Origin of the sequence: Polaribacter marinaquae, from assembly GCF_038019025.1 — a bacterium.
Lineage (GTDB): Bacteria > Bacteroidota > Bacteroidia > Flavobacteriales > Flavobacteriaceae > Polaribacter > Polaribacter marinaquae.
In genome coordinates, this window is the sequence record NZ_CP150496.1 from 2,451,485 (window position 1) to 2,473,544 (window position 22,060).

Sequence of the window (22,060 nt, forward strand, 5' to 3'; positions counted from 1 at the left end):
ATATCAATCATGAAATACAATACATCAAATAACCTTTATAAGATAGTAGTTAATTTATTTTTTGTTTTTCTCTTCACTTTATCTGCTCATTCTCAGGAAAGTGAATCTAAAAAAGAAACCGGTTTAGATAAATTTGTAGAGTATTTTACATTTTATCCGAATAAAGATAAAGTAGCTAAAGATTCTACCTTGTATTTATCAAAAATAATTACAGCACCAATTGTTAGTTATTCGCCAGAAACCAGTTTAGGGTTTGGTGTTGGTGCAAAATATTTATTTAAATTTAAAGGAAGTGGAGATGAAACAAGAACGTCTAATATGCCTGTTTCTATGTTGTACACTTTAAATAATCAATTTTTTATTTATTCAGGATTCGAGATTTTTACAAATCAAGAAGAATGGGTGATTTCTGGTAATTTGAGTTTTCAAAATTATCCAAAATATTACTACGGAATTGGTACAGATACACCAGAAACTAACGAAGAAATTTATGATACATATCAATTTTTGATTGAACCAATTTTGCTAAAAAGAGCGTTTACAAGATATTTATTTTTAGGTGGTGGAGTTAGATACAACAAAGTTTATAAAACTAAAGTTGAAGAAAATGGTTTGTTAGATGCAACTAGACCAACAGGTTATGATGGTTCTACTTCTACAGGTGTTGAGTTGGCAGTTTTGTATGATAGTAGAGATAATATTTTAAATGCATCTAAAGGTTGGTATTTCGAGTTAACTAGAGGTTTTTACAACACATCTATGGGCGGAACGCATGATTTTGATTTAACACGTTTCGATTTACGTCATTATTTTAAAGTTTCAGCATCTAATAATGATGTAATTGCTGTACAAGCAGTTGGTCATTTTGCGAACGGAAATGTGCCATTATCTGAGTTGGCATTATTAGGAAACGAACAAATAATGCGTGGTTATTTAGAAGGAAGATTTATAGAAGAAAACTTATTAGCAGCACAAATTGAATATAGAAAAACGTTTAAAGATAGTAGATTTGGTTTGGTAGGTTTTATTGGTGCAGGAGATGTGTTTAATAAAACTACTGATTTAAATATTGGCGATTTAAAGTTAAACTATGGTGTAGGACTTCGTTTTATGTTAGATAAAAAAGAGAAATTAAATATAAGATTTGATTATGGTGCTGGTAACGAAACAGATGGTAATTTTTACGTAAATATTGCTGAAGCTTATTAAGCAGTACTTAGTCTAATTTAGGTCTTTTTCTAAGTGCTTTTTTTACCGAGTTTTTCTGTTTAGAATCTAATCTTTTTTTGATGGCACTTTTAGAAGGTTTCGACTTTTTTCGCTTTTTTACGACAATTAAATTTTTTTTAATTAATTCTATAAATCGTTTAATAGCAAGTTCTTTATTTCTGTGCTGAGATCTAGTTTCTTCGCAAAACAGTATTAAAGTGTTTTCTTTAGTAAGTTTTGATGAAAGGTTTTTTTTGAGTAAAGTTTTTTCTTCATCAGAAAAAGCAAATGAATTTTCTAAACTAAAAGTTAATTCTATTTTAGAAGATGTCTTATTAACATGTTGCCCACCAGCACCAGAACTTCTAATTGCTTTAAAATTTAATTCTTTTAATAATAATTCTAAATTCATTTTAATAATCTAAAGAATTTCCGAAATCTGCAGAATTCTGATGTAAAAAATGCATATCTAAATCTAATAATGAATTTGAAAATGAGTGTAAATTATCTTTCGTTTCAATAATTTTATTGATAGCTTCTGTAGCGTTTTTTAATCTTGTCTCTTTATCTCCTTTTAACAAAAGATAGGGTCTTTTGTTTTTAATTAAGGCCTTTTCAAATGCTTTAAACATTTCGAGTCTTTCTTCTGGCCTGTCACGTAAATCATCTTCTTCCCAAGGAGTATCTATATAGGTTAAAAGATATAAATCATATTGGTTTTTTGTAGCTGCTTTATTTAGTTTATCATCTACAAAACCACCATAAAATTCTTCGGAATATACTTTTGTTTCTAATAAATCTGTATCACAAATAAGTATTTTATCTGCTTTTTTTGCTAACGAATTTTCTAGTTTCATTTGCCCAATTGCAATTGGTAATAAATCTTCTTTCTCACAAGTTTTACGCTCGTTGTTCCATTTATCTTGCAGATATTCGCGTGCAAATTCCGGAGCCCAAACCGTATTGTAATAGCGTGCTAATTGTCTAGAAAGTGTTGTTTTTCCTGTAGATTCAGGGCCAAATAAAACAACTTTTACGATGTTAATGGGTTCTTGTTTAAGTTCTTTTTCCATGCTAAATAGCCAAAAATGGCAATAAAAGTAAATCCGAAATATTGAAAACTAGTAAAGGTAAATCCTTTGTATAAATATAAAGGTACAGAAATTAAATCTCCAATAATCCAAAAAATCCAGTTTTCTATTTTACGTTTCGCCATTAACCACATACCTACAAAGAAAATGGCAGTTGTAAATGTATCTACATAAGCAGTCCAATTTGTCCATTTTTCAAAATAAGAATAAACAGCGTACACAAAAATTAATGTTGCTATAAATATTAAAACACTTATTTTTTTCTCTTTATACGTAGTTTTAGAAATTGGTGTTTCGTGTTCTCCATCGCTTTTGTAGGTCCAAATATACCAACCATAAATACTCATTATAAAATAATAAGCATTAATCATCATATCTCCTAAAAGTTCCCATTTTAGCAATAAATACACAAAAATTAAGGTACTTATCATTCCTGTCGGAAAAACTAAAACTTTATTTTTTTTGGAATACCAAACCGATAAAAATCCAAAAATAACGGCAATAATTTCTAAGACAATATCTATTGTTTCGTATGTTTTGTATTGCTCAAACAAGAAGTTAAAAATTTCTGTCATTTTTTATTTTTTTAAGTCTTCAAAGAAGGTTTCATCATCTTCAAAAGCAGTACCAATCACAACTATATCCGCACCAGCATTAAAAGTTATATCTAATTGTTCTTTAGAACGAATTCCGCCACCAACAATTAATGGAATTGACAAGTTTTTTTTTACAACATTGATAATACTATTATTTACAGGAACTGTTGCACCAGAACCTGCTTCTAAATAGATTAATTTTTTGCCAGAGAATTCGCCTGCCAAAGCAGTATTTAAAATCAAATCTACATTTTCTTGCGCGATTGGTTTTGTGTTACTTACTTTTTGAGTTGCAGTTTCTTTTTTTCCATCAATAAGAATATAACCTGTAGGTAAAATTTCTAAATGAATGTTTTTTAATATTGGCGCCGCTTTTATTTGTTGTTCTATTAAATATTCTGGGTTTCTGCCAGAAAGCAAACTTAAAAATAGAATTCCGTCTGCTTTTTCTGAAATCTGAGAAACATCACCAGGAAATAAAACTATAGGTAAATGTGTGGTTTTTTTAATTTCTGAAACTACATTTTCTGTTTGATTATTTTCATCTGTGCTTCCGCCAATAAAAATATGTGTTGCTATAGATTGGTGAACTTTTTCAAAGAAAATAGCAATATTTTCTAAATCTATTTTTTCTGGATCTATAAGAACAGCCAATAACTTTTTGCCTTCTTTTTTTGCTAATAAAATGTTTTGGTAAATATTCACGAATGCGAAAATACAAAAGCTGAATGTGATTACGAGGATTTATGCTGAACTTGTTTCTGTAAGAATGACCAAGTAATCTTATTTTAAACATTAAAGATTTTTTTATTTCTTCAGAATAACGATAATTAATAAGCAAATACGCAGGTAAAACCATCAAACTCTAAAAACTCTATTTTGTAAGAGAATTCTTCGCCATCATATCTAATAGCTCCTGTAGTTTTTTGATCTTCAAACTTAAAATCTTCAATATAAATATTATGTAAAAACAGTAATTTTTTCTTTCCGTAGATTTTATATAAACTTTCTTTTGCACCCCAAACTATGGTTAATTTACTTACCAATGCATCATGATTTGCAATCGTTTTATATTCTTCTATTGGTGTAAATTTATGTGCAATTTTTAAAATTTTGTCTCGCTGCATTTCAATATCTATCCCAACATGAAGTTTATCAGAAATTATCAAGCCAGAAAAAGTAAAAGAATGCGTAATCGAAATGTATTTACCATCTTTTAAATGCGGTTTTCCAAATTCATCATACATTAAATCTTCATCTCTATAACCAACCTCTTTAAGTAAGTGCCTTACACTTAAAAAACCTTTTTGATGCAAATCAGATTTCATGCTCTCTAAACGAGTTCTACTTTTTGGGGTTAGTAAAACGTTCTTATTTAATTCGTTAAAAGATTCATCAATCTTCCAGATTAGTACTTTGGTGTTATTATTTACCGTTAAACTTTTGTAAAGAGGCATACTTTTTTAAAATGGATGTCGTAACTTTGTAGTTCGAAAAATTAGAATATAAATATACATAATATGAGCACAAAAATAGCTTACGTACCAAATAAAGTTAAAGATATTTCTTTAGCTGCATGGGGAAGAAAAGAAATTTTATTAGCTGAAGCAGAAATGCCAGGGTTAATGTCTTTAAGAGAAGAATATAAAAATGAGCAGCCATTAAAAGGAGCTAGAATTGCAGGATGTTTGCACATGACAATTCAAACAGCTGTTTTAATAGAAACTTTACAAGCTTTAGGTGCAGAGGTTACTTGGAGTTCTTGTAATATTTTTTCTACGCAAGATCAAGCTGCTGCTGCAATAGCAGAAGCTGGTACTGCGGTTTATGCTTGGAAAGATATGACAGAAGAAGAGTTTGACTGGTGTATAGAACAAACTTTATTTTTTGGTGAAGACAGAAAACCATTAAATATGATTTTAGATGATGGTGGAGATTTAACAAACATGGTGTTAGATAAATATCCAGAATTAGCAGACGGAATTAACGGTTTATCTGAAGAAACTACAACTGGTGTTCACAGACTTTACGAAAGAGTAAAAAACGGAACGTTACCAATGCCAGCAATTAATGTAAACGATTCTGTTACAAAATCTAAATTCGATAACAAATATGGTTGTAAAGAATCTGCAGTAGATGCAATTCGTAGAGCAACAGATATTATGTTAGCTGGTAAAAGAGTAACAGTTTGTGGTTATGGTGATGTTGGTAAAGGTACAGCAGCTTCTTTTAAAGGAGCAGGTTCTATTGTAACTGTTACAGAAATAGACCCAATTTGTGCTTTACAAGCTGCAATGGATGGTTTCGAAGTAAAAAGATTAGAAACGGTAGTTGCAAATTCGGATATTATTATTACAACAACTGGTAATAAAGATATTATTCAAGGGCGTCATTTCGAAGCAATGAAAGACAAAGTTATAGTATGTAACATTGGGCATTTCGATAACGAAATTGATATGGCTTGGTTAAATAAAAACCACGGTAACACAAAAGATACTATAAAACCACAAGTAGACAAGTACGTTATAGATGGTAAAGATATTATTGTTTTAGCAGAAGGACGTTTAGTAAACTTAGGTTGTGCAACTGGGCACCCAAGTTTTGTAATGTCTAATTCTTTTACAAACCAAACTTTGGCTCAAATAGAACTTTGGACAAATGCAGACGCGTATAAAAACGATGTGTACATGTTACCAAAACATTTAGATGAAAAAGTTGCAAAATTACACTTAGCAAAAATAGGAGTAGAGCTTACAGAATTAAGAGACGAGCAAGCTTCTTATATTGGTGTAACTGTAGAAGGACCATTTAAGCCAGAACATTACAGATACTAATAAAAGACAACGTTTTGTCGTTACTAGAAATAAATGACAAAACAATTTTTTAAAACTCAAAACTCTCTCATTAATTTGAGAGAGTTTTTTATTTTGGGCGTTTTAACAGGCTTTCACTACTCGCTTTTTTTCGTTCCTCAAAAAGAGCTCAAACAAACCGTTCAATCCTTAACGCATGCTTACTTGGTTAATTTTAACATTCTTTCATACCTTTACAGTTATTAAGAATTTTAAACAAACCAATCTTGACAAAGAAGAAAATACTCTCTATTATAGCAGTTGTTATTTTAATTGCAGTTCTAGGTTACGAACAGTTTTTAGACAACCAAAAAGAAGATTTTATAATTGAAGAAGGTAAAAAACCAAAAGCAGCAACAAATCAATATTTTTTGCCAACAAGTACTACAAATCAAGTAGTGCATCATCAACACTACTCTTTATCTTATAGCGAAAAACACGAACAAGCAGAATGGGTTGCTTACGAATTAAAAGCATCAGATTTAAGTAGAAATAATTTTAAAAGACCTTATTTTGAAATAGATAATGCAGTAAAAACAAAAGCAGCACATTGGCGTAATTACAAAAATTCGGGTTATGATAGAGGTCATTTATGTCCTGCCGGAGATAGAAAGTTTACAAAAACAGCGCACGACGAAACATTTTTAACAAGTAATATCAGTCCGCAAAAACATGCATTTAATGCTGGTATCTGGAATCGGTTAGAACAAAAAGTACGTTATTGGGCAAGGAAAAACGATGGTGTTTTTGTAATAACAGGCGGTGTTTTAGAAAACAATTTACAAACAATTGGAAGCGAAAATGTAGCTGTGCCAAAAAAATTTTATAAAGTAATTTTAGACAAGACGAGTAGCAAAATAAAAATGATTGCTTTTTTAGTACCACATAAAGACTCGAAGTTACCATTGTATAAATTTGTTGTTTCTGTAAATAAAATTGAAGCATTAACGGGTATCGATTTTTTTAAAGAATTAGAAGATGATTTAGAGGAAAGGTTAGAAAGTTCTAGTAGTTATAAAAACTGGAGTTTTTAACTAAAAAAAAACCTTTCAAATATAAATTGAAAGGTTTTTTTAGAACTTATAAAGTATAAATAATTATGTTATTTATCTACAGAAAGTTGAATTTCACTTTTTTTTAAACTCACTTTTTTATTAATCTTTAGATATATAGGATACAAAACACCTATAAAAAATAGGATGCCACATAGTATAAAAATGTTGCTAGTTTTAGCAAAAGTATCTCCAGCAGTTAAAATTCCTAAGATTAATAATACAGAAATTGGTAATGAAAGTGCTAATATTGATAATGCGAAATTGATATCAAAAGTTCTTTTAACCGTTTTTTCTTTGGTTTCTTTTAAATGTATTGCAGAAATATGAGCAAAAGGCCAAAAGCTAGCAGAACTTAATCCGAAAGCAATCATTACTAAAATATCTTTAGTAACAGTTAAGTCTGCAAAAGAAATTACGGCAGCAATTAATAAAAGGGTAAACGAAGCCCTTAAAAGCAATAAAGAAAACAACTGAAAGAATTGTTGTTTTTTAATTTTAACCGCCAAACCAATAAAAAGCAATACCAAAGGCGTCATTATAAAGCTTAGTCTACTTAACGTCATCGATAAAAAATTCGGAATTTTATCTAAAGTAATTCCAAAAGAAACTAATACCAATGCAACAATTATAAAAATGTTTACAGGTTCGTATAATAAAGCTTTTAAAAGACCTTTAAGTTTTGTTTTTAACGAGTTTGCTTCGAAGTCTGCATTGTTATAATGCCATTTTAATGCTACTAAATAAAGTAAAAAAAGCACAAAAAATTTATTTCCTAAATCTGCCATAGCAGCTTTTGCTAAATATCCATCACCTAAAAATTCTAAAATAAAAGCAAAGCAAGAAAGTCCAGGGGCCAAAGATGGTATTAAAAGTTTAGCACTTCTACCTTTATCAGAATTAGGATCGACACCAATAATTTTTAATAACAACGGTGTAACTGCAAAAAGTATTACATTAAAAGCTAATGCTAATAATGGAAACAACACCAGGTTGCCATCAATTTTAACTTTTAATAAAGCAATAAAAATAGTTGCGGGTAATGCAAGTGTAAGAATTATTTTTTTTAATCCATTGGTTTCATCGCCTACAGAAATTTTCTTTTTTAAGATGATTCCTATAATTATAAAGAGAATAAACGAAATAGATTTTTCTACTGCACCATCCATATACTAGACAAATATTTCTGTCATAGCATTGGTGAATTTTTTCATTTCATCCATAGTACCAATACTTACTCTGCACCAATTTTTGTCCCAGAATTTAAAAGATTTTACAGCAACATTTTTTGCGTAAATTTTCTTTAGAAATGCTCTTCCTTCCATTGGTATTTCAAAAATTAAAAAATTGGTTTCAGAAGGCAAACAAGAAAAATTGTTTTCTTTTAAGTAAGTAATGGTATAATTTCTAGCATCGGTAATTTTTGATTTACAAGAATCTAAAAATTCTTGATTGTCTAAGCTAGAAGATGCTGCAGCAATAGAAGGACCGGTAATTCCCATTCCGCCACGTGTAATTTCACTAATAATATCTAACGTTTCTTTTTTACCAATTGCATAACCAACTCTTAAACCTGCCATACCATGTATTTTAGAAAAAGTTCTGGCAACAATTACGTTTTTACCTTCTGCAACTAAAGTATTCATAGAGTCTCTTAAGCCATTTTTAGATAATTCTAAATAAGCTTCGTCTACAAAAACGGGTACTTTTTCTGAAACTCTACTACAAAAATCTCTTAGTTTTTTAGCATCTGTAATAGAACCCGTTGGGTTGTTAGGGTTGCATATATAAACGAGCTTAGTGTTTTTATCTATTCCTGCTTCCATAGCATCTAAATCATGCTGAGAGTCTTCTAATAACTTGTATGACTTCCAATTACCACCAACAGATTTAGCAACAACAATTAATGACATATAACTTGGGTCTGCACTTATAACGTTACCACCATTTTGAAAGAGAACCATGGCAACTTTTTCTAATAAATCTGAAGAACCAGGTCCCATTAAAATTTGATTGGTTTTAATGCCTTCGTTTTTAGCTATTTTTTCTTTTAATCCGCCTAAAGATTTCCAAGAATATCTATTTCCTCCAAAAACTTCATTTTGAAATGCTTTTACTGATTTTGGCGGTGGCCCATAAGGATTTTCGTTAGACCTTAATATTGTTAAAGAAGCTTCTTCTTTAACTAATGGTGGTGTATATTCATTAAAATAATTATTAGAACTGTATAAAAAAGTACTGTTGTTTTTTTGAGCGTTGGCAACATTGCTGCTCCAGATATCATGAGGTACTAATGCCAATGCGCCAAGAGTTAATGATCCTTTTTTTAACCATTCTCTTCTACTAAAATTTGTTGAATTCATTTGTTTGTGTTTTATAAAAAGTTGACCTTACTAAGTTATAAAACTTTTAATTTATTGAAGTATGGAATATTTAACAATAATCACAATTAATTAAATTTATTGCAATAGTTTAAGCTAAAAATCATATTTTAATAATTTAAATTTACTAAAAATTCAATTTTGTTGTAAATAATGTATTCTGATATTGGGCTGGAATATTTAAAAATTAGCTAAGAAATTTATATGTAAAGTTTATAGTTAAGATAGCTAAAACGTATTGTATTCTTAGTTCTAGTTGAAATGTTTGTTACAAAAAAAGCTTCATTTATATAAATGAAGCTTTTTTTTATTACTGTTTTTTCAGCTCGCCGTTATGATCTTCTATAATTTTACTGTCTCTATATTTACAACAAGGATGCACAGAGTTGTATGCTTCATCTGTTGCTTTAAAACCTTTTATATCATGGCCCACATTTGCGATGTTTTGTTTTAAAGTATCGACAGGAGTTTTTCGTTCATCTAATATTACATTAATTTGATGCGTTTTAACATCCCAAATAGCAAACTTTACACCTTTTGTTTTTAAAGCTGCTGTTTCTATTCGTTTTTTACACATACCGCAAATACCGTCTACGGTAAAACTTACTTTTGCATTTTTCTTTTTTACTTTTTTAACGTCTTGTGCTTGTACAGAAAACCCAATTAGAAATAGACTGAATGCGAATATTAATTTTTTCATTTTTTATTAATTTTTATAGAGTTTGTTATTTTATTTTAAATCGTAATCCTGCATAAATTGTTCTACCAAATATTGGTGAGTATACTATTGTAGTATCAAAATTCGGTCCAAAAGGATTATCGTTACCTAATACAGGATTTTCTTGTTGCACATTTGTTAGGTTTTCTCCACCAAAATAAACTTCAAATTTATTTGAAAAGACTTTGGTTATTTGAGAGTTTAATAAACTATAATTATCTGCATATTCTGGTAATCGATATTGAATAGGATTGTTTGCAGTATTAGGCAAACGTTGCTTACCAATTGCATTATAAGTTATATCAAACTTCCATTGATTTCCATTTTCTTTAGCAACTGTTTCGTAAGATAAGTTTGCGAAAAAACGATCTTTAGGCTGTAAAGGTTTCTGCAGATTACCGTTTTTATAATCCGTAGAAATATCAAAATACTTATATGCGGTTCTTAAGTTTAAATTTTTAGCCAATTCGTAATTTACTTCAACTTGAAAGCTGTCTGCAATACTTTTTCCTGTTAAATTGTAAAATGAAATTGCTTGCGGATTTTCCCAATCGACAACAACTTTATTGCTAAAATCGGTTCTGTAAAAATCGAAAGTAATATCTCCTTTATTGTCAAGTAAATTAAACTTTTGTAGATATGAAACTCCGAAATTCCATGCAGTTTCAGCATTTAATCCGTAGAAATTCCCACCAATATCATCTATATTTATTTGTCTAGAACTTGCAAATAATTGCTGATTTTCGGCAAAAATATTAGCACTTCTTTTTCCTCTACCAGCAGAAGCTCTAAAAACTCCTTTTTCCCAAGGAACATATCTTAGGTGAACTCTAGGAGTAATAAATGTGCCTAATAAATTATGTGCATCTACTCGAATACCTGCGGTTACACTAAAGTTGTCTAAATTGTCAAAAGCATATTCAAAAAATGCTCCGATAGAATTTTCTTTTCTATTATAATTTGTGGTGTTTACAAGTTCTTCAAAGTTATCATAAGTAAAGTTGATACCTGTTTTAAATTTTGATCTTGTATCACCAATAATAGAGTTAAAAAGTAAGTTAGAGTATAAACTTTCCTGTTTAATATCATATATATTTAAACCAAAATAAGAGTCTTGTTGATGATTGCTATAAGCTAATTGTAAACCAAAACTTTGAAATGGTAATTCTGGAAAAACATATCCAATTTTTGCCGACGTTTCAAAACGTTTGGTGTCTATTTCACTTCCCCAAGCATTGGTTGTAGCTTTATCTGTTTCTGGATTAAAATTAAGTTCTCCTGTTTGTTTTTCATCATTTAAATAACGAACATTTAAGAAACTAACCCAACCATTTTGAGCATCTGTATATTGCCAACGGTTCATAACATTTATTTGATTTGATAAAGGTGCGTCTAAGAAATTGTCGTTGTTTTTGTCAAATTTCTCTCCTCTATAATTACCATGAATGTATAAACCGGTTTGCCATTTTTCTGAAACCCTTTTATTAAAATGTGTGTTTAATTCTAATCTACCGTTAAGAGAACTGTATGCATTTAGAAAGAAAGCATTGTCAGAAAAAGGTTTCACTAATTCTGCGTTTATTTGTCCAGAAATACTTTCGTAGCCATTAACTACAGATCCGGCTCCTTTTGTAATTTGAATACTTTCTACCCAAGTACCTGGCGTAAAAGTTAAACCAAAAGCTTGTGCTGCACCTCTAATAGAGGGAAGGTTTTCTTGCATTATTTGTAAATACGGACTTTTTAGTCCTAACATTTGAATCTGTTTTGTGCCGGTTAAAGCATCAGAAAAACTAACGTCTATCGACGGATTTGTTTCAAAACTCTCTGCTAGATTGCAACAAGCAGCTTTTAGAAGTTCGTCGTTATTTACCGTAAAAGTGTTTGCAGTTGCAAATAAAGATTTTTGAACAGCATCTCTTTTACTTTTAATTGTAATTTCGGCTAAGTTGCTTTCTGGCGTAATGTAATGATGTATTGGTATTAAGTCTAATACTGTAATTGTATCTGTTTTGTAGCCAATGTAACTAACAACTAGTTTTTTATATTCTTTTTTATAAGGTATCGTAAACCAACCTTTTTCATTAGTTATAGCACCAATATTTGTGTTTAACCAATTTACGGTTGCACCTGCAATACCTATATTGTTTTTAGGATTTTCTCTGTCCATAATCATTCCTTTTAAATTGTTTTGAGAAAGAATAATTATCGGAAATAGTAGCATAAGACCACTAAGTATATTTTTTTTCATTGATATGTGACTTTATTAAAATTAAAACTATACTTCATAAATGAAGTTTTTAGTAAGAATTAGAATAAAATCAAATTAAAAAGGTTTGGTATAAAACCAAGAAGTTTTTATCTGTGTCTGGCGGATACGGATTTTTATGATAAATCTTAACAAAGTCTTTTGTAACAAATAAACTTTTATAAGAAGTTAAAAATGAAGTTAAGAAAAATTGTTTGCTAAAATCTAATTGTTTGTCAGAGTTTACTTGTAATTCATCTTGACCTTCAATTTTATGTTGTTTATCAGAACAGCAATCTTTCATAGCTATAGAAAGATCATTTGTCATGTCTGTTTTACAAACTTCAGCTTCACCTGTGTAAGAAATGTCTACAATAAAATCACCACAATAATGCGCTTCTACCGTAAAAGAAAAGGTAGAAAATAGTACTAAAAATGCTAGAGAAAAAGCGGTTATTTTAGTTAGATATTTTTTCATTTCTGATGCAAATTTACAATAAGAAACACAAAAAATTTAGTTAAATTATCGATTACTTAATTTTTGAAAGTAAAATGCAGGTAAAAGTATCAGTAAAAATAATGGATGAATAATAAATCTTCTGATGTAAAATGGTAATAAATATCCAGATTGAAATTGATCTCTAAGTAAAAGAGAAAAAATGATAATTAAAATTAAAAAAGCTGTCATTAAGAAAAAGCCAGTAAACTTTACATAATCTTTTCTTTCAAAAATAACCCAAATAATTGCAATTGTAATTACAGAATTTAAAACATATCTAAAAAGCATATCTACAATTAAAGACCAAATATTTAGATTAGGCATATTTGTGTATAAATAATCGTTTTTAAAATAAGCAATTAAAGGATCGTAAAATAATTCCGCAGAAAATGCTCTCACAACAAATAATAGAGAAACAAAAAGAAAAAGTAATATTATTTTTATGTACCTATTCATCGTTTATAGTTGCTAAATTTATTAACCCAAATTACCCAAAGTAAAAATACTGTACCATAAATTAATGCTGGAAAAACTAAATTGTGCAAAAATTCTTGTTTTTCTGGATATTTATAAATCATTACTGCAAGAAAAGCAATTCGAGCAATATTTATAACATAAATAAATAGACTACCTAAAACAGAATAAATTATAGTGGCTTTTAAAGAACCCGCAAAAGCAACAATAAAAGCAACAAATAAAATAATAATGCTTACAGAGTTGCAACCTTCTATAACCCTAGCGGTGTATTTACCGTGAATTAATAATTTTACAGAAAGCTCTTCTTTATGCTGATATGCGCCAGAATCATAACCAAAAAAATCTAATAGATCTACCGTTTGATCTGCAACAATAGTTGTTATAGAAGCCGTTTTAAATTGGCCTACTTTTGTTTGTGATCGTTGTAAGTAAGACGAGTAAATTGCGAACAAAATAAAGTATGTTGCAAAAAACTTAATTAAAAAAAAGACTACATTTTTATGTTTTTTCACAATATAAAATGATTTAATTTTGCAATTTACAATTATGCATAAACGAATATACAAAAATGGATATTAATATATTAAAAAATAAAGTAGAAAGCATTATTGCTTTAGAAGAAAATGTAGCTGTTAAGTTACAAGCTATTTGCGATTTGTTAGAACAAGAAATTTCTTACTACGATTGGGTAGGTTTTTATTTTAAAAACGGAGATAAGAACGAATTAAAATTAGCGCAATATACAGGTGAAGAAACAGAGCATATAATTATTCCTTTTGGAAAAGGTATTTGTGGGCAAGTTGCTGTCTCTAACGAAAACTTTGTTGTACAAGATGTTTCTGAACAAGATAATTACATTTCTTGTGGATGGAAGGTGAAATCAGAAATTGTAATACCTATTTTTGTAAACGAAGAAAATATTGGTCAAATTGATATAGATTCGCATACGGCAAATACTTTTACAGAAAAAGATGAAGAGCTTTTAGAGTTTGTATGTAGCAAAGTAGCAACTATTTTATAGGATAGTTGTTACTTAAGGATTTTTTTTTATATTTGTTAACAACATTTTATTATTTATAGTATTTCTATAATCATTAAATCCCTAACTGATGAGAAAAGAACATTTTACCTCTGTTGCTAATAGCGACAATTCAACTAATTTTATAGAGAAAAAACAATCATGGACCCACATGTTTGTGCAATGGTTTCATAACTTTTTAGAAACTGCAGAGTAATAAAAGCCCTGAAAACTTACTAAATACCCTAAAATGAAAAAAATTACCCCTAATTTTTTACTAAAAATTTTATATTCAACAAAAAAAAATCAAGATAGAAGAGTGCCTAGAGATTATACCGCACTTGTAGAGAGTTTTAAATCGAAAGTGCAAGTAAACTAGTTGTTAATTACTTCTGGTTTTTGTTACTATCTTTTTATTGTCTTTCAAACTTGGTTTTACTAAATTTGCGTGCTTAACAACACAACATTAGATGAGCACTTCAAAAACAATCAAATCCGCATTAATTTCAGTATTTCACAAAGATGGTTTAGAGCCAATTGTTAGAAAATTAAATGAACTTAATGTAACTATTTACTCTACAGGAGGAACAGAAAAATTTATTAAAGATTTAGGAATAAATGTAGTACCTGTAGAAGATGTAACTTCTTATCCTTCAATTTTAGGAGGAAGAGTAAAAACCTTACACCCAAAAGTTTTTGGAGGTATTTTAAATAGACAAGATCACGAAGGTGATGTTGCAGAACTTAAAGAGTATAACATTCCGCAAATAGATTTAGTAATAGTAGACTTATATCCGTTTGAAAAAACTGTTGCATCTGGTGCGCCAGAACAAGATATTGTAGAAAAAATTGATATTGGTGGTATTTCTTTAATTAGAGCATCAGCAAAAAACTTTAAAGATACTTTTACAGTTTCTTCTATGGATCAATACGATGCTTTTTTATCTATTTTAGATGAAGGAAACGGAGAAACTACTCTTGAACAAAGAAAGAGTTTTGCAGCAAAATCTTTTAATATCTCTTCTCATTACGATACAGCAATTTTTAATTACTTTAATACTGATGAAACTCCAGCCTTTAAAGTTAGCGAAACAAATGCTAAGGTTTTACGTTACGGAGAAAATCCACATCAAAAAGGATACTTTTTTGGGGATTTAGAAGCTATTTTCGATAAATTACATGGTAAAGAATTAAGTTACAATAATTTGTTAGATGTTGATGCTGCAGTAAATTTAATAGAAGAATTTAAAGGAGAAGCACCAACATTTGCAATTTTAAAACATAATAATGCTTGTGGTTTTGCGCAAAGAGAAACTATAAAACAAGCTTATGTAGATGCGTTAGCAGGAGATCCTGTTTCTGCTTTTGGCGGAATTTTAATTGCTAATACGGAAATTGATGCTGCAACTGCAGAAGAAATTCATAAATTATTTTGCGAAGTTGTAATTGCGCCTAGTTATTCAGAAGAAGCTTTAGCAATTTTAAAAGGTAAAAAGAACAGAATAATTCTTGTGCAAAAAGAAGTTGCATTGCCAACAACAACTATTAGAACTTGTTTAAATGGTAATTTAGTGCAAGATAAAGATAGTATTACAGATAAATTAGAAGATTTAAAGTACGTTACAAACAATAAACCAACGCAATCTGAGTTAGATGATTTATTATTTGCGTCGAAGTTATGTAAAAACACAAAATCGAATACAATTATTCTTGTAAAAAATAAGCAATTATTAGCAGGAGGAACAGGGCAAACAAGTAGAGTAGATGCTTTAAATCAAGCTATTGAAAAAGCAACTTCTTTTAAATTTGATTTAAAAGGATCTGTGATGGCTAGTGATGCATTTTTCCCTTTTCCTGATTGTGTAGAAATTGCAGATAAAGCAGGAATAAAAAGTGTTATTCAACCAGGTGGTTCTATTAAAGATCAACTAAGTATAGATTATTGTAATGAAAATAATTTATCGATGGTAATGACAGGAACAAGACATTTTAAACATTAATAAATTATTAAGTTTACAAAGAGATTTTTAGTAGCTTTGTAATACTTACTTTAAATAATACATTAAAGATATTTTATGGGTTTTTTTGATTTTATGACGGAAGATATTGCGATTGATCTAGGAACCGCAAATACGTTGATAATTCACGACGGAAAAGTGGTTATAGACAGTCCTTCTATTGTTGCTAGAAATAGAATTTCCGGTAAAATAATTGCAATTGGTAAAGAAGCCAATTTAATGCAAGGAAAAACCCATGAAAATATCAAAACAATTCGTCCGTTAAAAGACGGAGTAATCGCAGATTTTCAGGCTTCTGAAGAGATGATTAAAGAGTTTGTAAAACAAATTCCGTCAATCAAAAAGAAGTTATTTCCACCAGCACTTAGAATGGTAATCTGTATTCCATCAGGAATTACAGAAGTAGAAAAACGTGCTGTTAGAGATTCTGCTAAACACATGAATGCTAAAGAAATCTATTTAATTTATGAGCCTATGGCTGCTGCTATTGGTGTTGGTATAGACATTATGGAGCCAAAAGGAAATATGATTATTGATATAGGTGGTGGTACAACAGAAATTGCTGTTATTGCCTTAGCTGGTATTGTTTGTGATCAATCTGTAAAAGTTGCAGGAGATTTGTTTACCAACGATATTATGTACTACATGCGTACGCAACACAATTTACATGTTGGAGAAACTACTGCAGAAAAAATTAAAATAACAATTGGTGCTGCTACAGAAGATTTAGAAACTCCGCCAGAAGACATGTTGGTTCAAGGTAGAGATTTATTAAGTGGTAAGCCAAAACAAGTACAAGTTTCATACAGAGAAATAGCAAAAGCATTAGACAAATCTATTTTAAGAATTGAAGATGCTGTTATGGAAACTTTATCTAAAACTCCGCCAGAATTGGCAGCAGATATTTACAATACAGGTATCTATTTAGCAGGTGGTGGTTCTATGTTAAGAGGTTTAGATAAGAGACTTTCTAGAAAAACAGATTTACCGGTTTACGTAGCAGAAGATCCTTTAAGAGCTGTTGTAAGGGGTACAGGTATTGCATTAAAAGAATTAGATAAATACAAAAATGTATTAATGAAATAAAACTTTAGCGGTTTAGTATGCAGCAGCTTATTTACTTTTTACAAAAATTTAAATATTTTTTATTTTTTATGTTGCTGCAATTTATTGCTTTAGCACTTACTTTTAATAACTTAAACTTTCATAAAAGTAAGTATGTAAACTCTGCAAACTCGTTAACGGGTGGTATGTACAATAAGGTTTCTAATATTTCTGAATATTTTAGTCTAAAGCATACAAACGATATTCTTTTAGAAGAAAATACGCGCTTAAGAAACTTATTACAGCAAAAAAATATTTCAATTGTAAACCTAGATTCTACGGTTGTAGATACAATCAATTATTTTCAGAAATATACATTTTCAAACGCAAGAATTATCAATAATAATTACGCTAAAGAATTTAATTTTTTAACTATTGATAAAGGAGAACAAGATGGTGTTCAACAAGAAATGGCTGTAATTAATAGTTTAGGAATTATTGGTATTACAGACAATACTTCTAAAAGATACGCTCGAGTTCAATCAATTCTAAATAAAAACTCTAATTTAAATGCAAGGTTAAAAAATAGCCAGTATTTTGGTTCTTTAAAATGGAATGGATTAGATTATAATACAGTACAATTGATTGATATACCAAGGCAAGCTTCTATAAAAGTAGGTGATACTATCGAAACAGGTGGTAAGTCTACAATTTTTCCAGAAGGAATTTTAATAGGAACCGTTAGTAGTGTTAATAAAAACAATGCAGTAGAAAATATTATAAACGTTAAGTTATTTAATGATATGAGTAATTTAGGTAACGTTTATATTGTTAAGAATTTGCATAAAGAAGAAATAAAGAACACAGAAAACCTAGTAAATGAATAAGACAATTTTTTTCGGACTTCTGTTTGTCTTTATGATTTTGATACAAGTTTTTATTTTAAATAATATCTTGTTTTTAGGTTATGTAAATCCCTATTTATATATAATGTTTATATTTCTTTATCCATTAAATAAAAATAGATTTGTATTTCTTTTTCTGGCATTTTTATTGGGATTAATTATTGATTTTTTTTCAGATTCTGGCGGTATACACGCTTTTTCTACGTTGTTTATAGCATATATTCGCTTGTTTTTTGTAAGAGTCTATTTTAATAAATTTGAGGTAGATTTTCCTTTTTTTAGACTTAATTTAGAGCCTTTTGGTAAACGATTTAATTATGTTGTAACTTTAACAGTAATTCATCATTTTATATTATTTTCTTTTGCTAACTTTAGTTTTCAAAATTTTTCGAATGTTATAATTAACACAATTTACTCTAGTATTTTTACGTTAATTATATATTTTTTAGCAACGTTTATTTTTTCTAAAAAGCAATAATGCAAAAAAGTTTATTACTTTATACTTTAATCACACTTGTGGGTTTGGTTTTTATTGGTCGATTATTTCAACTACAAATTGTTAGAGGAGAAAGTTATGATCCTATACATAACTCTGCAGTAGAAAAAAAGTTTGATTATCCAGAAAGAGGTTACGTTTACGATAGAAATGGTAAGTTATTAATTGCAAACCAACTTTCTTATGATGTAATGGTGCAACCAAATAAGGTAAAACCTTTAGATACTTTAGAGTTTTGTAAATTATTAAAGATAACCAAAGAAGATTTTTACAAAAGATTCAATCGGTCTGTAAATTTTGCATCTTATAAACCTTCGGTATTTTTAAAACAATTAGCAAAAGAAGATTTTGCTTTTCTTCAAGAAAAATTGCATAAGTATAAAGGCTTCTTTATACAGAAAAGAATCATTAGAGATTACCCTTTTAAATCTGCCGCAAATGTTGTTGGTTATATTAGCGAAGTTAATAATCAGCTAGCAAAAAGTAGTATGTATTACGAACAAGGAGAATTAATTGGAAAAGCTGGTGTAGAAAAGCAATACGAACTTTTTTTAAGAGGAAGGAAAGGAAAAAAGTATTATAGAAAAAACAAACTTAATAATATTGTTGGTTCTTTTAAAAACGGTGCTTATGATACTTTGCCGGAAAACGGAAAAGATTTAACTTTAACTTTAGATTTAGATTTACAACAATATGGAGAAAAGTTAATGAAAAATAAAAGAGGAGGTATTGTTGCAATAGAACCAGCTACCGGAGAAATTTTAGCCTTAGTTACCGCGCCTTCTTACGATCCTAATATGATGGTTGGTAGAAAACGTTCTCCAAACTCAGTTATTTTAATGGATCCTAATAATTTAGAAAAACCAACTTATGACAGAGGTTTGAAGGCTTCATATCCTCCAGGTTCACCTTTTAAAATGATGAATGCTTTGATAGGTTTACAAGAAGGCGTTATCAATGAAAGTACTACTTTTAAATGCTTTAATGGTTACAGGTATGGTAGTAGAAAAGGTGAGTTTATGGGCTGCCATTGTAATATTTATAACAGACCAATTAGTCTAAAAACCGCAATAGCTAAATCTTGCAACAGTTATTTTTCTAATACCTACAAAAGAATTGTAGAAAAAGATAATAAACCTTCAGAAGGATTAGATAGTTGGGCAAATCATGTAAAAAGTTTTGGATTAGGAAATTATTTGGGTTATGATTTACCTCAAGGAAGTCCTGGTTTTATTCCGGTAGGTAAATATTATGACAATGCGTATCGATATTCTTGGAATGCATCTACAAATATTTCTAATGCAATTGGTCAAGGAGAGGTTCAAACAACACCAATTCAGTTAGCTAACTTTACAGCGGCAATTGCAAATAGAGGCTATTTTTATACACCGCATATTCTAAAAAAAGTTAATAATCAACCAATAGACAATCCTAATTTTACAAAAAAGAAAGTAACTTCTATAAATAAAGAATATTTTGATCCTGTTGTTGAAGCAATGCATGAAGTTTTTAAAACAGGAACAGGAAGTGGCGTAAAAGTTAAAGGGATTGATATCTGTGGAAAAACCGGAACTTCGGAAAATTATGCGGTTGTAGACGGTAAAAGAATTAAGTTAGAAGACCATTCTATATTGGTCGCATTCGCGCCAAAAGATAACCCTAAAATAGCAATAGCAATTTTTGTAGAAAATGGTGGTTATGGTTCTAGAATTGCGGCTCCTATTACTAGTTTGATGATAGAGAAATACCTTAACGGAAAAATATCAGAAGCAACTAAGTACAGAGAAACAAATATGCTAAACATCAGTTTAAAATCTGAATATGATAAATTAATACCTAAAACAGAAGAAGAAATTGCGTCAGGAACGAAATAATATTTTTGCAGGTATAGATTGGTTATTAGTATTACTATTTGTTGTTTTGGTCGGTTTTGGTTGGCTAAACATTTACTCTGCTTCTAAATCTGAAGAAGATATACAGATTCTTAGTTTTTCTACTAAATACGGTAAACAGTTAATTTTTATTTGTCTAACAATTCCGTTAATAGTACTTATTCTCTTTTTTAACTCTAAGTTTTACGAGAAATTTTCTAGCATTCTCTATATTATTTCCCTTTTATCTTTAGTTGGTTTGTTTCTTTTTGGGAAGACAATTAATGGTGCTACTTCTTGGTATAATTTTGGAGTACTTGGTCTACAGCCTTCAGAATTTGTAAAAGCATTTACAGCTTTAGCAGTCGCAAAATTATTAAGTGATAGACAATACAATTTTAAATTGGTAAAAAACCAGATAAAAGCATTTGCTATTATCTTTTTACCAGCTTTTCTAATCATTTTACAACCAGATGCAGGTTCTGCGTTAATATATCTTTCTTTCTTCTTTGTATTGCATAGAGAAGGTTTAACCTTATATTATATTATTATTGGTGTAGCAATTGTAGTTTTATTTTTACTAACCATATTATTTGGCACAACTATAGTTTTATCTTCGTTATTAGGAGTAATATCTGTTTTTACTGCTTACATTTTATACAAAGGTGGTAAACGATTTTTCCGTTTTAATTGGTATAAAATTATTGGAGTTTATCTAATAGTTACAGCGTTTGTATTAAGTTCAGGTTTTGCTTATAATAATGTATTTAAACAACATCATAGAGATCGTTTCGAAATTTTGTTAGGGCTAAAGCAAGATAATCAGGGAATCGGTTATAACTCTTATCAATCTGAATTAACTATAAGTTCTGGGGGTGTTAGTGGTAAAGGGTTTTTAAAAGGAGATTTAACACAAGGTGATTTTGTGCCAGAACAACATACAGATTATATTTTTAGTGTAATAGGAGAAGAGTGGGGTTTTATAGGTAGCTCTTTGGTAATTATTCTTTTTATGCTGATGATGTATAGAATATTGTATTTATCTGAAACGCATACAAACAAGTTTGGTCGAATTTATGGTTACAGCTTAGCTTCGATACTGTTTTTTCATGTAATTGTAAATATTGGTATGGTAATAGGTTTGTTGCCTACAGTTGGTATTCCTTTGCCATTTTTTAGTTATGGTGGTTCTTCTCTTTGGGGATTTACAATTCTTTTATTTATTTTTATTAGGCTAGATGCTCATAAAAAGTACGATTGGTAAAACAACCTTATTAATAATTTGTAAGTCTTTTAATAACCTTATTTTGACTTTAATTTAAGCTAATTATTCTTTATTATTTCATCTTTGAAATCAACATTTATTCGTTGTGAATCCATCGACATAAATTATAATAGATTATTTAATTATTGATTTGATTTCTGATGTTTTAGTTTGTAAAAATCTTTTATGATATCAATCTGCCAATTCAAACCAATTAATAGAACTAATTTATTCATGAAGTAAAATCATTACTTTTTGGATGTTATTTAACTAACTAAATAATAAAATCAATAGCTCTAATATATTTATCGTCTAAAAAGT

Annotated in this window: 24 protein-coding genes; 12 read left to right on the top strand and 12 right to left on the bottom strand. The window is 29.2% G+C overall.

Annotated features, from left to right (window positions below; translation table 11 throughout):
• The first annotated feature begins 9 nt into the window (after nucleotides 1-9).
• Nucleotides 10-1,209, top strand: a complete 1,200-nt coding sequence (locus WG950_RS11075) for a BamA/TamA family outer membrane protein (protein ID WP_340932358.1) — start codon at nucleotides 10-12, stop codon at nucleotides 1,207-1,209.
• A gap of 7 nt (nucleotides 1,210-1,216) precedes the next feature.
• Here the strand turns inward: WG950_RS11075 and arfB are convergent, their stop codons facing one another.
• From arfB to WG950_RS11100, 5 genes are all read right to left on the bottom strand, one after another.
• Complete coding sequence (arfB, locus tag WG950_RS11080; RefSeq protein WP_340932360.1) at nucleotides 1,217-1,621, bottom strand: alternative ribosome rescue aminoacyl-tRNA hydrolase ArfB; 405 nt, start codon at nucleotides 1,619-1,621, stop codon at nucleotides 1,217-1,219.
• Between the two features lies 1 nt (nucleotide 1,622).
• Nucleotides 1,623-2,282 (bottom strand): ATP-binding protein, encoded by a 660-nt coding sequence (locus WG950_RS11085; protein ID WP_340932361.1) that lies wholly within the window; start codon nucleotides 2,280-2,282, stop codon nucleotides 1,623-1,625.
• Entirely contained in the window at nucleotides 2,243-2,875 is a 633-nt protein-coding gene (pnuC, locus tag WG950_RS11090) for a nicotinamide riboside transporter PnuC (protein ID WP_340932362.1), read from the bottom strand. The genes WG950_RS11085 and pnuC overlap by 40 nt, the downstream gene beginning before the upstream one ends.
• A gap of 3 nt (nucleotides 2,876-2,878) precedes the next feature.
• Nucleotides 2,879-3,601 carry a geranylgeranylglyceryl/heptaprenylglyceryl phosphate synthase gene (locus tag WG950_RS11095; RefSeq protein ID WP_340932363.1) on the bottom strand — a complete coding sequence of 241 codons (723 nt, stop codon included), beginning with the start codon at nucleotides 3,599-3,601 and terminating at the stop codon, nucleotides 2,879-2,881.
• Between the two features lie 125 nt (nucleotides 3,602-3,726).
• Nucleotides 3,727-4,353 (bottom strand): 4'-phosphopantetheinyl transferase family protein, encoded by a 627-nt coding sequence (locus WG950_RS11100; RefSeq protein WP_340932364.1) that lies wholly within the window; start codon nucleotides 4,351-4,353, stop codon nucleotides 3,727-3,729.
• 63 nt (nucleotides 4,354-4,416) lie between these two features.
• Between WG950_RS11100 and ahcY the strand changes: the two genes are divergently transcribed.
• Both ahcY and WG950_RS11110 read left to right on the top strand, forming a co-directional pair.
• Nucleotides 4,417-5,730: an adenosylhomocysteinase gene (gene ahcY, locus WG950_RS11105; protein ID WP_079737404.1), complete on the top strand. Its 1,314-nt coding sequence runs from the start codon at nucleotides 4,417-4,419 to the stop codon at nucleotides 5,728-5,730.
• Between the two features lie 245 nt (nucleotides 5,731-5,975).
• Nucleotides 5,976-6,782 carry a DNA/RNA non-specific endonuclease gene (locus WG950_RS11110; protein WP_340932367.1) on the top strand — a complete coding sequence of 269 codons (807 nt, stop codon included), beginning with the start codon at nucleotides 5,976-5,978 and terminating at the stop codon, nucleotides 6,780-6,782.
• A gap of 68 nt (nucleotides 6,783-6,850) precedes the next feature.
• On the opposite strand, the gene WG950_RS11115 is transcribed toward WG950_RS11110, so the two are convergent.
• The 7 genes from WG950_RS11115 to xrtF all read right to left on the bottom strand — a co-directional run bounded on the left by WG950_RS11115 (nucleotide 6,851) and on the right by xrtF (nucleotide 13,635).
• Nucleotides 6,851-7,969, bottom strand: a complete 1,119-nt coding sequence (locus WG950_RS11115; protein WP_340932368.1) for a permease — start codon at nucleotides 7,967-7,969, stop codon at nucleotides 6,851-6,853.
• A gap of 3 nt (nucleotides 7,970-7,972) precedes the next feature.
• Nucleotides 7,973-9,163, bottom strand: coding sequence for a histidinol-phosphate transaminase (locus tag WG950_RS11120; protein ID WP_340932369.1), 1,191 nt, complete (start codon nucleotides 9,161-9,163; stop codon nucleotides 7,973-7,975).
• Between the two features lie 328 nt (nucleotides 9,164-9,491).
• Nucleotides 9,492-9,881 (bottom strand): heavy-metal-associated domain-containing protein, encoded by a 390-nt coding sequence (locus WG950_RS11125; protein WP_340932370.1) that lies wholly within the window; start codon nucleotides 9,879-9,881, stop codon nucleotides 9,492-9,494.
• A 25-nt stretch (nucleotides 9,882-9,906) separates the two neighbouring features.
• Nucleotides 9,907-12,150 (bottom strand): TonB-dependent receptor, encoded by a 2,244-nt coding sequence (locus WG950_RS11130; RefSeq protein ID WP_340932371.1) that lies wholly within the window; start codon nucleotides 12,148-12,150, stop codon nucleotides 9,907-9,909.
• A 70-nt stretch (nucleotides 12,151-12,220) separates the two neighbouring features.
• Nucleotides 12,221-12,625 carry an HYC_CC_PP family protein gene (locus tag WG950_RS11135; RefSeq protein ID WP_340932372.1) on the bottom strand — a complete coding sequence of 135 codons (405 nt, stop codon included), beginning with the start codon at nucleotides 12,623-12,625 and terminating at the stop codon, nucleotides 12,221-12,223.
• 45 nt (nucleotides 12,626-12,670) lie between these two features.
• Nucleotides 12,671-13,102: an exosortase F system-associated membrane protein gene (locus tag WG950_RS11140; protein WP_079737397.1), complete on the bottom strand. Its 432-nt coding sequence runs from the start codon at nucleotides 13,100-13,102 to the stop codon at nucleotides 12,671-12,673.
• Entirely contained in the window at nucleotides 13,099-13,635 is a 537-nt protein-coding gene (gene xrtF, locus WG950_RS11145) for an exosortase family protein XrtF (RefSeq protein ID WP_077810231.1), read from the bottom strand. The genes WG950_RS11140 and xrtF overlap by 4 nt, the downstream gene beginning before the upstream one ends.
• Before the next feature lie 56 nt (nucleotides 13,636-13,691).
• Between xrtF and WG950_RS11150 the strand changes: the two genes are divergently transcribed.
• From WG950_RS11150 to rodA, 9 genes are all read left to right on the top strand, one after another.
• Nucleotides 13,692-14,144 carry a GAF domain-containing protein gene (locus WG950_RS11150; protein WP_340932377.1) on the top strand — a complete coding sequence of 151 codons (453 nt, stop codon included), beginning with the start codon at nucleotides 13,692-13,694 and terminating at the stop codon, nucleotides 14,142-14,144.
• Between the two features lie 88 nt (nucleotides 14,145-14,232).
• Nucleotides 14,233-14,358: a hypothetical protein gene (locus WG950_RS11155; protein ID WP_302849546.1), complete on the top strand. Its 126-nt coding sequence runs from the start codon at nucleotides 14,233-14,235 to the stop codon at nucleotides 14,356-14,358.
• A gap of 33 nt (nucleotides 14,359-14,391) precedes the next feature.
• Entirely contained in the window at nucleotides 14,392-14,520 is a 129-nt protein-coding gene (locus WG950_RS11160; RefSeq protein ID WP_299062036.1) for a hypothetical protein, read from the top strand.
• Between the two features lie 91 nt (nucleotides 14,521-14,611).
• On the top strand, nucleotides 14,612-16,141 hold the full coding sequence (purH, locus tag WG950_RS11165; protein ID WP_340932380.1) for a bifunctional phosphoribosylaminoimidazolecarboxamide formyltransferase/IMP cyclohydrolase: 1,530 nt from the start codon (nucleotides 14,612-14,614) through the stop codon (nucleotides 16,139-16,141).
• Nucleotides 16,142-16,216: 75 nt separating this feature from the next.
• Nucleotides 16,217-17,245, top strand: a complete 1,029-nt coding sequence (locus tag WG950_RS11170) for a rod shape-determining protein (RefSeq protein ID WP_079737393.1) — start codon at nucleotides 16,217-16,219, stop codon at nucleotides 17,243-17,245.
• Nucleotides 17,246-17,262: 17 nt separating this feature from the next.
• Nucleotides 17,263-18,090, top strand: coding sequence for a rod shape-determining protein MreC (gene mreC / locus WG950_RS11175; RefSeq protein WP_340932383.1), 828 nt, complete (start codon nucleotides 17,263-17,265; stop codon nucleotides 18,088-18,090).
• Nucleotides 18,083-18,586, top strand: a complete 504-nt coding sequence (gene mreD, locus WG950_RS11180) for a rod shape-determining protein MreD (protein ID WP_079737391.1) — start codon at nucleotides 18,083-18,085, stop codon at nucleotides 18,584-18,586. Before mreC ends, mreD begins: the two co-directional genes overlap by 8 nt.
• Complete coding sequence (gene mrdA, locus WG950_RS11185) at nucleotides 18,586-20,478, top strand: penicillin-binding protein 2 (RefSeq protein ID WP_340932389.1); 1,893 nt, start codon at nucleotides 18,586-18,588, stop codon at nucleotides 20,476-20,478. The genes mreD and mrdA overlap by 1 nt, the downstream gene beginning before the upstream one ends.
• A complete protein-coding gene (gene rodA, locus WG950_RS11190) occupies nucleotides 20,459-21,739 on the top strand; it encodes a rod shape-determining protein RodA (RefSeq protein WP_340932391.1) in 1,281 nt (426 codons plus the stop codon). Before mrdA ends, rodA begins: the two co-directional genes overlap by 20 nt.
• Nucleotides 21,740-22,060 lie beyond the last annotated feature (321 nt).